General features: G+C 58.6%; 17 protein-coding genes. 8 read left to right on the forward strand and 9 right to left on the reverse strand.

The features are described from left to right. Window positions 1–25 precede the first annotated feature (25 nt). Window positions 26–271, reverse strand: coding sequence for a hypothetical protein (locus QM780_RS06565; protein ID WP_415069678.1), 246 nt, complete (start codon window positions 269–271; stop codon window positions 26–28). A gap of 222 nt (window positions 272–493) precedes the next feature. On the opposite strand from QM780_RS06565, the gene QM780_RS06570 reads away from it, so the two are divergent. Beyond that, window positions 494–1585 (forward strand): transporter substrate-binding domain-containing protein, encoded by a 1092-nt coding sequence (locus QM780_RS06570; RefSeq protein ID WP_415069679.1) that lies wholly within the window; start codon window positions 494–496, stop codon window positions 1583–1585. 24 nt (window positions 1586–1609) lie between these two features. Here the strand turns inward: QM780_RS06570 and QM780_RS06575 are convergent, their stop codons facing one another. Next, window positions 1610–1768, reverse strand: a complete 159-nt coding sequence (locus QM780_RS06575) for a hypothetical protein (protein WP_415069680.1) — start codon at window positions 1766–1768, stop codon at window positions 1610–1612. Window positions 1769–2000: 232 nt separating this feature from the next. Further along, window positions 2001–2204 carry a hypothetical protein gene (locus QM780_RS06580; RefSeq protein WP_415069681.1) on the reverse strand — a complete coding sequence of 68 codons (204 nt, stop codon included), beginning with the start codon at window positions 2202–2204 and terminating at the stop codon, window positions 2001–2003. Between the two features lie 236 nt (window positions 2205–2440). On the opposite strand from QM780_RS06580, the gene QM780_RS06585 reads away from it, so the two are divergent. Continuing rightward, entirely contained in the window at window positions 2441–2791 is a 351-nt protein-coding gene (locus tag QM780_RS06585) for a hypothetical protein (RefSeq protein WP_415069682.1), read from the forward strand. Between the two features lie 62 nt (window positions 2792–2853). On the opposite strand, the gene QM780_RS06590 is transcribed toward QM780_RS06585, so the two are convergent. The 3 genes from QM780_RS06590 to QM780_RS06600 all read right to left on the reverse strand — a co-directional run bounded on the left by QM780_RS06590 (window position 2854) and on the right by QM780_RS06600 (window position 5485). Beyond that, window positions 2854–3207 (reverse strand): hypothetical protein, encoded by a 354-nt coding sequence (locus tag QM780_RS06590; protein WP_415069683.1) that lies wholly within the window; start codon window positions 3205–3207, stop codon window positions 2854–2856. Window positions 3208–3452: 245 nt separating this feature from the next. Continuing rightward, the gene (locus QM780_RS06595; protein ID WP_415069684.1) at window positions 3453–4112 is read right to left on the reverse strand and encodes a response regulator; all 660 of its coding nucleotides are present in this window, start codon (window positions 4110–4112) and stop codon (window positions 3453–3455) included. Beyond that, window positions 4109–5485 carry a histidine kinase gene (locus QM780_RS06600; protein ID WP_415069685.1) on the reverse strand — a complete coding sequence of 459 codons (1377 nt, stop codon included), beginning with the start codon at window positions 5483–5485 and terminating at the stop codon, window positions 4109–4111. The genes QM780_RS06595 and QM780_RS06600 overlap by 4 nt, the downstream gene beginning before the upstream one ends. Window positions 5486–5693: 208 nt before the next feature. Here QM780_RS06600 and QM780_RS06605 point away from each other — a divergent pair, with 208 nt between their 5' ends. Continuing rightward, the gene (locus tag QM780_RS06605; RefSeq protein ID WP_415069686.1) at window positions 5694–6149 is read left to right on the forward strand and encodes a regulator; all 456 of its coding nucleotides are present in this window, start codon (window positions 5694–5696) and stop codon (window positions 6147–6149) included. Between the two features lie 128 nt (window positions 6150–6277). Next, window positions 6278–7147 (forward strand): glutathione-dependent disulfide-bond oxidoreductase, encoded by an 870-nt coding sequence (gene yghU / locus QM780_RS06610; RefSeq protein WP_415069687.1) that lies wholly within the window; start codon window positions 6278–6280, stop codon window positions 7145–7147. Window positions 7148–7163: 16 nt separating this feature from the next. Here the strand turns inward: yghU and QM780_RS06615 are convergent, their stop codons facing one another. Further along, window positions 7164–7448 (reverse strand): hypothetical protein, encoded by a 285-nt coding sequence (locus QM780_RS06615; protein ID WP_415069688.1) that lies wholly within the window; start codon window positions 7446–7448, stop codon window positions 7164–7166. A gap of 266 nt (window positions 7449–7714) precedes the next feature. Between QM780_RS06615 and QM780_RS06620 the strand changes: the two genes are divergently transcribed. The 4 genes from QM780_RS06620 to QM780_RS06635 all read left to right on the forward strand — a co-directional run bounded on the left by QM780_RS06620 (window position 7715) and on the right by QM780_RS06635 (window position 9173). Further along, complete coding sequence (locus QM780_RS06620; RefSeq protein ID WP_415069689.1) at window positions 7715–7939, forward strand: hypothetical protein; 225 nt, start codon at window positions 7715–7717, stop codon at window positions 7937–7939. An 89-nt stretch (window positions 7940–8028) separates the two neighbouring features. Further along, window positions 8029–8319, forward strand: coding sequence for a hypothetical protein (locus QM780_RS06625; protein WP_415069690.1), 291 nt, complete (start codon window positions 8029–8031; stop codon window positions 8317–8319). Between the two features lie 22 nt (window positions 8320–8341). Continuing rightward, a complete protein-coding gene (locus tag QM780_RS06630; RefSeq protein ID WP_415069691.1) occupies window positions 8342–8827 on the forward strand; it encodes a hypothetical protein in 486 nt (161 codons plus the stop codon). A gap of 13 nt (window positions 8828–8840) precedes the next feature. Then, window positions 8841–9173 (forward strand): hypothetical protein, encoded by a 333-nt coding sequence (locus tag QM780_RS06635; protein WP_415069692.1) that lies wholly within the window; start codon window positions 8841–8843, stop codon window positions 9171–9173. A 207-nt stretch (window positions 9174–9380) separates the two neighbouring features. Here QM780_RS06635 and QM780_RS06640 read toward each other — a convergent pair whose 3' ends face one another. Continuing rightward, window positions 9381–10625, reverse strand: a complete 1245-nt coding sequence (locus QM780_RS06640) for a NupC/NupG family nucleoside CNT transporter (protein WP_415069693.1) — start codon at window positions 10623–10625, stop codon at window positions 9381–9383. A 135-nt stretch (window positions 10626–10760) separates the two neighbouring features. Continuing rightward, a complete protein-coding gene (locus QM780_RS06645) occupies window positions 10761–11897 on the reverse strand; it encodes a glycosyltransferase (protein WP_415069694.1) in 1137 nt (378 codons plus the stop codon). Window positions 11898–12075 lie beyond the last annotated feature (178 nt).

A 12075-nucleotide genomic window follows, 5' to 3' on the forward strand; every position in this document is an offset into this window, starting at 1 on the left:
GGCGATAAGGGAGGCTCGGGCCGGATCACGCGCCGGTGGCGTCTTTCACGCACTTCTTCGTGAAGCTGGTTTCCGCGGCGCCATGGAGCTTCTTATCCTTGGCATCTGCCGAGCATTTCGTTTTCGCGTCTCTTTCGCATTTCGTCATGAAGCTCTTCAACGCCGCGCCGGCAAGCTTCTTGTCTTTGGCCGTGGCATCGCAAGTGGCGGTATCTGCAAACGCGACGCCGCAGAGAGAAACGCTCATCAAAGCCGCAAGAATAATTCTCATCACTTCCTCCATCATGACCTGCTCGACGGCGCGTGTCCGCTTCGTCGGCAGACGGATGATATGCCGCGCTCGTGGCGAGGCATCGTCAATCCGCGGGCAACGAGCTTACTTAAATGTAAAGTTGGATGGGTAACGCCACCACGTAGCCAGAAGTTGCGCGTTTAGAGTAAAGCCTTGCCGGGCGGTTCGGGTTTGCATCAAATTGCTTGGTGAGACGGTTCAATGACACAGTCCGTGCGGCTCCTGATCCTGGTGCTTCTCGCGACGTTCCTCATCTCGCAGCCGAACGCTCGAGCCGATCCAGCGCCCCCATCGCTTCGCGTCGCGACGCGCGTCGTCGCGCCTCTTGTACAAAAGACGAATGGCCAGCTGACCGGCTTCAGCATCGATCTTTGGAATGCGGTCGCAGCGCGGCTCGGCGCGAAGACGACATTCATCGAAATGGGCGACGTTAACAGTCTGCTCAATTCCGTTCGCACGGGCCAAGCGGACCTCGGCATTTCAGCGATCTCGATCACGGCCGAGCGCGATAAAATCTTCGACTTTTCGCAACCGATGCTCAGTGCCGGCTTGCAGATCCTGGTGCGGGGAAAATCCGATCAAGGTGCGCCCAATCCGCTGCAAGGGTTCATGCGCCTCATTCTGTCGCCGATGATCCTGGTGTGGTTGGGAATTGCGGCCATTTTGATTGTGGTGCCCGCGCACATCGTATGGCTACTGGAACGTCGCCAATCCGGCGGGATCATTCCCGATCCGCGCTATTTTCCAGGAATATTTCATGCGCTGTGGTGGGCGGCCGGAACGCTTGCAACGCAGGCGGATCAAATGCCGCGCCAATGGCTGGCGCGCGCCGTCGCCATTCTCTGGATGTTCACCGGCGTGATCTTCGTTGCCTATTATACGGCGCAGCTGACGGCTGCACTGACCGTGGCGCAAATCCAAGGAGATATTAACGGCCCCGATGATTTGCCCGGCAAGCGTGTTGCGACGACACGAGGAAGCACGGCTGCAGCGTTTCTTAAAGAGCAGCATGCCCGCGTGGAAGAAGACGCCTCGATCGAGCAAGCCTATCAGGCGCTCTTGAACGGAACGGTGGACGCGGTCGTGTTCGACGCGCCTGTACTTTTATATTTCGCCGAACACGACGGCAAAGGCCGCGTGCAAATCGCCGGCACGGTTTTTAAGAAAGAGGACTACGGGATCGTGTTTGCGGAGGGCAATCCGCTGCGCAAGCGCGTCGATGAAGCGCTGCTGGAGTTGCGCGAGGACGGAACGTACGAGCGGCTCTATCAGAAATGGTTCGGCGCGAGCTGATCCCTGCCCATCCGCGAAGAGGTTCTATTTCGGCTGGATGCTTTGATCGCCACCCGGCTCACCCGGCGGAATGATCACCGGCATTTTATCTCCGGTCTTGGCGGGCGGCTGCTTTCGAATTTCGGGATCGACACCCGGCCGCGGTTTCAATACGCCTTCGTTCTCGTCAAGCTTTTTGCTCAACGGCTCCGTTGCTTGATTTTTGGCATTGCCATCAGTTTTTTGCCCGGCGTCGTCGGCAATTGCGGGCGAAGCAACACTGGCAACGGCAACGATCGCGGATGCGCAGAAAGCGATTTTGGTGTCGCGCCGCATTTGCATTCCTTCCGTTGAGCCAACGGTCGAGGAACGACAGCGGCGAGCAGGCGGTTCCATCTGCGCAGCGCAGGCGGAACAGAACAATCTGCCGCAAGTCTTATGGCGACCGTGCGTCGGTTCGCTGGCGGCCATTCGATTTTTTCATCAGACTGTTGAGCTGGCCAAACAGCATCGGCCCTTCGATCTGATCGTCCATATAGCCTTCCTCGCGCAGCTTCCTCCGAATATCGGCGACCGTCGCGCAACGGCCCGAATTCGCGAGTTCAAATGCACGCTCCAATTGTGAGACGCGACTATCCACGGTAATGCTCCCTAGGTTTCACGTTTCAAACTGGCCTCTTTCCACGGACAGCGTCATCTGTGCCCGCGCGACACCGTGCCGACGTGCGGGACCATTTTTCCTCTCGCCTTACTATCGGCTTCGCCGTTATCTGCGGTCGCTGGACAGCCTGAATCCGGCCTTCCAGCGGCTTGTCGGCCAAGCACACAATGGTTCGAGGTGCATTCGGGTTCCGGCTTAATCTGGATTTGTTCAACATGAGCCACCATAAGCAGCCTCCGCAGACGATGCGGATATTGATCGCCTGCAGCCCCGCGTACCGTAACAGGCGTGCGATCATGGAAGCGCTCGGGTCGATCTTCATCGATACGATCGAGCTCAATCGCGAATATTATTACTTCGAATGCCCGGCGATGGACGAGATCTTCGATGACGGCGCGTTCAACCGGGAAATTTTTCACGCGCTCGCGCCAGACGCGCACGCAAACCTGGACGATGTCTGGGAGCTGAAGTTCACTTATGTCGTCGTCGGCGGAGATGACGAGTTCGCGGCAAAGTTTCTCTCAGAGCTCGGCGGCGGAGATGCTTCGCTTGTGCGGCTTGCCTGATAAACCCGATTGGCTGAAATCGGCCGGGCGTAATATCGGCGCCCGGCCTTGCCGCATCTGCTTCAGTTCAGCGGCTGATATGTCCGCAGATCGTTTTCGGCGATCAAGCCTTTGACGGCGATGATCGCGCCGGATAGCCGGTTTCGGGTCGGGTAGCGCGCCGGCGGCTCCGACGTGAAGACCGAAGGTATATTCCGCATGGCCAATGAGCGGCAGAAGCTTACGGTGAGCGGATCCTGTGAATAAGGGAGCACGACGGCATCGATGGTTTTCGCTTCGAGCAGCCGTTCCGCGAATGCGAGACTTTCGACGACATGCGCCTTCGCGCCCGCAGCAATGAATGATTGCCGTAACCCGAACGCAGCTTCGCCATTCGGATCGACGATGAGAATAGAAAGATCTTTGAGTGACGTCATAGTGGGTACCTTGCGGCGCGATACGGTCGCGCTTTCCGCTTGGAGCGAGGTCTTTCTGACCAAGCAGTCCCAGGATGACAGCAACGCATCGGGGCAACGTAGCTGACCGAAATTTCCAAAAGCCCCGGTGGCGAGAGCGTACGCAGCTGGACGGAGTTCATGCAAGCGGTAGTTCGCGAGTTGGGTGCACAATCGTCGTTGCATCGCACATTTCAAAGCATTCAAAAATTCCCGAAAAATTGCGGCTAAATCGATGCCGGTGCGAGAATAGAAGCGACCAATCCGTGCTTCATGCAGAGATAGACCAGCTCGATATCGGATTGCACCGCGAGCTTCGATTTGATGGTGTAGTGATGATTAGCAATCGTCTTCGGACTGAGATTGAAGGCCTGCGCGATCTCGTCGGTCGACTTGGCATCGATGATCATTCGCAGGATTTCGAATTCCCGCGGAGTAAGCGCATCGATCGGGGATACCTCATCCATCAGGCGGCTGGCCGCGATGATGCGATTGATCTCATCGCACAATGCCGTCTTGCCGGCATCGATCGTACGAATGGCGCTGATCAGAACGTCGGGAGAACTGCTCTTGGTGATGTAGCCGCGCGCGCCCGCTCGAAACGTCTGCTGGGCGTAAGTTGCATCGGCGTGCATCGTGAACATCAGGATGCGCGCGTTTGGGTCGAGCTGCCTGATCTGACGGACAAGATCGATGCCCCCGCGCCCGGGCATTGAAATGTCGGCGATCACGACATCGGGAAGCGTCGCTTTGAAAGCGGCGTACGCCGATTGCGCGTCTCCGGCCTCTGCAACAACCTCGATGCCGTCATGCTTATCGATGAGGCGGCGATAACCCTCGCGGACGATGGCGTGATCATCGACCAGCAGGACGCGGATCTTTCTCACGCGGCACCTCCGCTGGGTTGTGAAGGAAATACGACGTGGAGGCCAAAGCCACCACCTTGGAGAGGACCCGCATTGAACGATCCGCTCAACGCAAGGACACGCTCGCGCATCCCGATTAGGCCCGATCCGGGGAACGGCTTGAGCTTGGCACTGGGTGCCGAGCCGATGCCATCGTCGGTAATTGCCAGTTCAACTTTCCTGCCGTCGGCACCGAGGAGCTGGTTGAGCGTTACCCTGACATGCTGCGCATTGGCGTGCCTGGCGGCGTTGTTAAGTGCTTCCTGGATGATCCGATAGACGTGCGCCCGAGTCTCGGAATTGAGCTCCTCGATATCGCCATCGGCCTCGATCGTGTAGCGCGTGCGGCCTTCGCAATCCTTGTTGTGACCGGCGACAAGGCCTTCGAGACTTGGAAGCAGGCCGAGATCGTCGATTTCCTGCGGACGAAGATATGTCAGAGTCCGCCGAAGCGAAGCCATTAGACTCGACGCCATGGCTTCGAGTTCTTTCGCCTCACCTGCGAGCCCGGTCGCATCCTGCTGCGCCGCAATTCGGAGGCAAGCCGCGAGCGCGCTCAGCGCGCTCAGCTTCTGCGCAATCTCGTCGTGCAACTCGCGGGCGATATGCCTTCGCTCCTGCTCCTGCGCGTCGACCAGCCGTCGCGCAAGCTCGGCGCGCTCGGAGGATGCGCGTTTCAAATCGGCGACAAGCGCATTGAAGACTTCACTGATGCGATTGATCTCGGCAACGCGAAATGAGGGCAGGCGCACGCCGAGATCCCCTTTGGCAAGGCGATCGATACCTTGCAGGATCTCTGTCGTCGGGCGCAGCGCATGATCTATGATGTAGTACGTGACGATGCAGAGCAGCGCGACGAGAAGAATCGCAAATCCAGAGGCAGGCGCTATGGTTTGCCACGTTGCACCCGCGATTGCCGCGGGAGTGAAGCTCGCGACGACGCTCCCCTCCCCTGTGCCGCGATATGATACCGGCTCCGATACGGTTGCATCGCCGGGAAAGAGAAACGTGTAGGCGTCGATGAACCAGGAAGGCGTCGGATTGACGACAGCATCGATGCCCTCGCAGCTCGACCGCGATACCGAGCCATCGCGCGCAAGCAATTGAACGCACTGACCGGGTTGCAGGGCGTAGCTTGTTACGAGGTCCCAATCGGGAAATCGTTTAGGAAGATCGAGCATCGTGTCGATACGCAGCAGCTGCAGATTGAGCTGACGGCTGACGGATTGCGCCAATTCCGCGTTTTGATGGTTCGCTGTTCTTGAAACGCTGCAGACAGCGATGAAGCCTCCGACAAGAGCGCACGCCGTCGCGACCAGGGTGATCCTGCGCACAAGCAGCCACTTCAAACTCATTGCAATCTCCCACATGAGGGACGCCTGGGTATCGTCAAATTATCGGGACGCCAGCGCAGTGTGAAGCGCTGCCGCGCTTCGTCAGGCAATTTGCCCGGCTTCCTCGGGCGTAACGCCGTTGTTCGCAACTCAAGGTTCACTGATGTTCGTGGACACGGCATGCCGCCGCGCGGCACCGCAATCAAATCCAAAAAACGGAGGAAGAAGCGTGACTGGATGCAAATTCGACGAGAGCAACATTGCCTGGCGGCAGCTCGAGGGCTTCGACGATCTTTGGTTCTATGTCTACAACGTCGATCGCAAGAACGGCATTGTCGACGCGATCTTCAAGTTCGCCGCGAATTCGCGGATAGCGCTTCATCAGCACAAGGTGCCGTACATCACACTTGTGCTGCAAGGCGAGCTCCGATTTTACCGGCCCAACGGCGAGCAAAAGGAAGTGCGCCCGGTCGGCAGCTATGTGGTCGGGGTCGCGAATGGCGATCCGCATATCGAAGGCGGCGGTGACGAAGATGTGATCGTCTTCTTCAGTTTCCGCAATTCTGAAGATGTTCTGTTTGTTTTTCTCGACGAGCAATTGAAGCCCGTACTGCCATTCAGCATCGGCGATTTCGAAGAGCAGCTCAAAGCGCAAGGGCCGGCGAAATGGCAGAAGGCAGCATGAACGCTTGCGGACGCCGGAAACCCGGCGTTCGCTTTGCCGTATCGGGTGCCCGATGACTGCTGTCTTGCGGTTTGACGGCGGAATGCTATGGGTCGCGTCCCAGCATCCGCCCAAAGCCGAAGCGCAGCATGACAAAATCATCCAAGTATACACCGCCGAAGATCTGGACGTGGAATGCGCCGAGCGGCGGACGATTCGCCAATATCAATCGTCCGATTGCAGGCGCGACGCATGACAAGGAGCTGCCGGTCGGCAAGCATCCGCTTCAGCTTTACTCGCTTGCGACTCCCAATGGGCAGAAGGTCACGATCATGCTCGAAGAGCTACTCGCGCTCGGCCACGCGGGAGCGGAGTACGACGCGTGGCTGATCCGCATCGACAAAGGCGACCAGTTCGGAAGCGGTTTCGTCGATGTCAATCCGAACTCGAAAATTCCGGCGCTGATGGATCGCAGCGGGCCCATGCCGAGGCGCGTATTCGAATCCGGTTCCATTCTGCTTTATCTGGCCGAAAAGTTCGGCGCGTTTCTGCCGGACGATGCCGATCAGCGAACGGAAGCACTGAACTGGCTGTTTTGGCAAATGGGCAGCGCGCCCTATCTCGGCGGCGGGTTCGGCCACTTTTATGCATACGCGCCGACCAAAATCGAATATGCGATCAACCGGTTCGCGATGGAGAGCAAACGGCAACTCGATGTTCTCGACCGCCATCTCGCGACCCATGACTTCATGGCGGGCGACGACTATTCCATCGCCGATATTGCGATCTGGCCATGGTACGGCAATCTCGTCAGGGGCGAGCTTTACGGCGCCGCCGAGTTCCTACAGGTGCAGGACTATAAGCACGTCGTCCGTTGGGCGGAAATCATCGCCGAACGCCCGGCGGTGAAACGCGGCCAAATGGTCAACAGGGTTTCCGGACCTCCGGCTCTACAGCTTCATGAGCGCCACGACGCCAGCGATTTCGAAACGAAGACGCAAGACAGGATCAAGGCGTGATGTTTGGACGAGGTCTTTAGCAGCCGCGGCTCGCCATGCAGCGGCCATAGCCCGGCTCGTCGACGCCCCATTGCCCGAAGCAGCTGTGCTTCACATCGCGACAGTGCAGTTCATAGGTGCTGCGCGGTGGGATGCCTGAGTTGTCGCCATTGTAGATAGCTGACCACGGCACATCGACGAAGACGCCGGCGTCGGGACCTCCGCCGCCATGATCGCCACGATGGCGGTCGCTCATTCCGTCTGCGGCAGCAAGACCGGCAAACATGGTGCAAGCAACGGCGGCGCCCAACAGTGCCTTCATGAAAACTCTCCGAGTCGCGGCGTGTTTTCATTCAGCTTGCGCGATGAAACTTGCGGCGAGGTGTCTTTGGGCTGGAATTTCGCGCGTCGGTTATCGGCGGCGGAAAAGGCGTTCCAAAAGGACACAACGACGGCCGGCCCAGGGCTTTTTCTGGCTCTGAACATAAAACCCGGGCTTCGGCAGCAGCCACCGCGACGTTCGCGACCGAGCGGATCGAAAGATTAAAGGGCGCGGAACTGTCGTCCAGTATCCGGGATTATGACCCAATGACAAATCGTGACCCGCTCAATCACAGGCAAAGCAAGCCGCATCCGATGCTGGAAGAAGACCCGCATTGGATCGAGATCTTCCGAGAACGCGTGTCCGAGAGGCTCAAGCAGGTCTTTCAGGAAGACATGGATTGGAGCACATCGCTGCCGATCCTGGAATGTCTGAACCGTCTGCATGAGGCAGAGGCGGCCCGTAGTGGGCCCGAAGAGCCGGACGATTGATTGGTTGAAACGCGGCGATCCATCGGGGAACAAAGGTTCAACGAAGGGCGTTGGCATTCAAAATACCCACCAATCGAGAGGACCTGAAAATGGCGCGAACGGGAGCGACGGAAGACATAAAGTCAGCGTCGTATGACGTGACCGATAAAGCGGTCGAGGCCGGCAGTCGGGCGATTGATAGCTTGGAACGGTCCGCAGCCAATCTCCAGGAGGCCGGCGAGCGGCTTGCCGCGCGCGGGTCGGAACTCGGCGATAATATGCAGAAAGTCGCAAGGAATTTCTCGACGGCGCTCGACAAATCGGTGACCGAACAACCGCTGACGACGCTCGGCATGGCGGTCGCAGCGGGCTTTGTCCTCGGCGCAATTTGGAAAGCGTAAGCCGAACAGCGGGAGAAAATCAGTGTTCGCCAGCCTGTTTGCGAGAGCTGAAGCCAGCGTCGACAATGCTATCGGCGACCTCGGCGCACGCGTGTTGATCGCAATTCCGTTCATCGTTGCTGTGGGCTTCGCGGCCGCCAGCCTTTCGATGGCGGTCAATCGGAGTTATGGGCCCGAGATCGGCAATCTGATCGTTGCTGCTGCGTTCCTGGTGCTTGGTTTGATCATCGCAATCTTCGTCCAGTTGCGAAAAGCGAATTCCCCGCAGATCGAAGCAGCGGCCGGCCAGCCCGGTGAAGAGGCGGCGCCGGCGCAATCGATCTTCGACAATGAGCAGTTGATGGGTATCGTTTCGACAGCGGCGCCGATACTCCTGCCGGCTCTGTTTCGAACCGCGACGAAGAATTGGCCGCTGATCCTCGCCGTCGCGGCGGGATTGTATGTCTTCAGTTTTTCCGAAAATGCGAGCGATCCGAACAATCCGCAAATGCAGCCGCCACAAGCGTAATGGAGGAGACACTGTGACATCCTTCGACGAAAATGCTCTGGAAAATGCTCTGAATGAGCGTGATGGCAACGACAGCACGCTTTTGAGCCGGCCAGCGGTGGCGCTGCTGGCGGCCGGAGCGATCGGCTTCGCGGTCGGTGCAGTGGTGTGGCGATACCGGCGTACACATCCGGAAAAATTCGCGTCGATCGATCGAGCCGTCGAGTTGGCGCGATCCGGCGCCGCCGATAGCTTTCAAAAGTTGCAGAGGCGGTTGCGGAATGAGGGGTATTCGCCGGGTCAAATCGAGCGACGTGCGAAGAAATATCTGTCGCAGATGATGCAGTCGGCACAGCGGAGCCGATGAATTGATTACCGGTCGCGGTCGGTAACACCCGCTCCCAAAAAGAACACCCCGACGAGCGAGGGCTGCTGCCGGGGTGTGGAATCTCTCCAAAATTTGCCAATGATGGGGAGATGAGCTTTACGTTCGCCCCTCAAATGATTCGCAGCAACCCCGTGTCAAGCTGTTATCAACAGCCGAAGCACGCGCCTCGCCCCAGCGGTCCGGTCATCAACTGATCATGCCGATCACCGCCCCGCTCATTAAAGTCGCGAGCGTGCCTGACAGGATTGAGCGCGTTCCAAGCGCCATGATGTCGTGCTTGCGTCCGGGCGCCATCGCCGTCATGCCGCCGACAAGAATGCCGAGGCTGCCGAAATTGGCGAAACCGCACAGGGCGTACGTCATGATGAGACGCGAACGCGGGCTTAGAGCGTCGGGCGGGAGGTGCGAGAAGTTCAGGTAGGCGACGAATTCGTTGAGGACTGTCTTCGTTCCCATCAGGAGCGAAGCCGTTCCGAGTTCTCCCCACGGGATGCCGATCAGCCAAAGCAGGGGCGTGAAGATATAGGCGAAGATCCTCTGCAGCGTGAGCGCTTCTCCTCCAATCGGAAGCTGGCCAAGTGCGAGATTGACCAGAGTGACAAGCGCCACCAGAACGATAAGCATCGCGATAATCGTCGCAACGATGCCAATACCGTCGATCGTTCCGCGCACAATGGCTTCCATGGCGCTTTGGGGCGGATCGGCAATTGAAAGCTCACCCGCCTCGTCGGGATCGGGAACAAACGGCACCATCACGGCAGCGATCGCTAATGCCGCCGGTGTGCTGATGATCGAGGCGATCAGTATCTGCCCGAGGGCGTCGGGAATGACGGAGCCGAGCAACGCCGCGTAGATCACCATCATCGTGCCGGCAATGCCGGCCATGCCGCAACTCATCAGCGCGAAGAGCTCGCCGCGCGACATGGTCGTCAAATAGGGGCGGACCAGTAGCGGCGCTTCGACCATACCGACGAAGATATGCACGGCTCCGCCTAGCGCGAGAGCGCCGCCGATCCCCAGGGTGCGCCGAAGCGCAAACGCGAGCGCTGCCACGATGCGCTGAAGGATGCCCCAATAAAGCAGCAGCGATGCAATCGCACTGATGACAAGAACGAGCGGAAAGGCTCGGAACGCCAGAATGAAGCTCGCCTGGAGATTAGCTTCCACAAATGGCACGGGACCACCGCCGAGATAGCCGAAGACTAGGCCGGTCCCTGCATCCGTCGCCTGCTGGAGAGCAGTGACGCCGTCGTTCAGCAGGAGGAATATCTTCGTCGCTGGGGGAAATTTGGTGAAAAGCACAGCAAGGGAGATTTGCAGCGCCACTCCGGCGATCACGACGCGGAACGGGATTCGCCAGCGATCCTCACTGAAGATCCAGGCGATAAGAAGCAGTCCGGCAATCCCAGCGATGCCATGCAAAATGTCCATTCGGCAAATCCCCCAATCGGCCGGCGCGACATCAAGACTATATGCATACTGAGAGGTTTTGGCCGCGCATCTCGTCTCACCGTGACGCCAGGGAGATCGCTGCATAGCAAACGCTCGTCTCGGCTCACCTGCCCGTCAGCGGCGCTTCCAGATGAAGATCGAGGTCGCGGCGAAATTCCAGACGACACCAACGAAAATGCCGGCAATGGCCGACAGCCACCACGTGAAGGACCGCTGGAACAAAACGTTGGCGATGCCGACGTTGGCGATGGCCCCGAACGAACAGACCGCAAAGAAGCTCAATAGTCCTTTCAGGATGGGCCAAGTGCCTTTGAGCCTCTTGTCCCGATACGTCAGGATGTTGTTGAGGAAGAAGTTGAACGTCATTGCGGCGACGGTCGCCAGACTCTGGCTGTAGACGAATGGCTCGCCAAGAAAGTGCAAAACCGTCAGCACCGACATGTGTACGAAGACGCCGAGGCCGCCGACCAGCGAGAACATGATGAACCGGACGGGGATCCACCGGCCGACCAATTTATCCAGGATGAGATTGATGTATTCGAGGGCGATGACGGAATTGAGCTTGCTCTCGCCGTGCTCGCGAATGCCGAACGTGTAGGGCAATTCCTTCAGGCGCGGTGGCGTCGGCGATGAGGCCATGATGTCGAGCAATATCTTGAAGCCCTGGCCCGACAGCTGCCGCACGGCGCCGTCGAACGTCGTACGGCGGATCATGAAGAAGCCGCTCATCGGATCGGTGCACTGGGCGTCCGTGATGAGACCCGACAGATACGTTGCGATGCGGCTCATGCGAACGCGGCTGGCGTCCCATTCGCCGGTGCTGCCACCCTGCAGATAGCGCGATCCAACAACGAGGTCGGCCTTGTCGGACTGCAGTTCTGCGAGCATGGCGGGCAGGAGACGCTCATCATGTTGCAGATCGCCGTCCATGACAGCGACGAATGGCGCGGACGTGCTGAGAATTCCCTCGACGACCGCGGAAGACAGACCTCGTCTGCCGATCCGGCGCAGCGAGCGAATGAAAGGATATTTCCGGCAAAGCCCGTGGAGCACTTGCTCGGTGCCGTCCGTCGAGTCATCGTCGACAAATACGATTTCCCAATTCTGATCCGGAAAAACGGCCCTTATCTTGTCAACCAACAAGGGCACGTTGGCGACTTCGTTGAACGTGGGAACGACGATCGAAAGCGCAGGAACGGCGACGGCATCTAATGCGGGCACCTTCCCCGCCAGTTCAGCTTCAATCGTCACGGCCACCGCACCTGATTTCGTTATCCACTCTCGACATCAAGGCAGTTCGTATAGAACCACCGCAACGTGGCAAGGAAGCTAACGGCGAAACATCCGCCCAAGGGTTGCAAATACGTCACGAATGCCACGCTCGGGACCGCGGCAGCATATCCAATTTGCTGATATATATAGGTTTTAT

Source organism: Hyphomicrobium sp. (assembly GCF_047600905.1).
GTDB lineage: Bacteria > Pseudomonadota > Alphaproteobacteria > Rhizobiales > Hyphomicrobiaceae > Hyphomicrobium_B.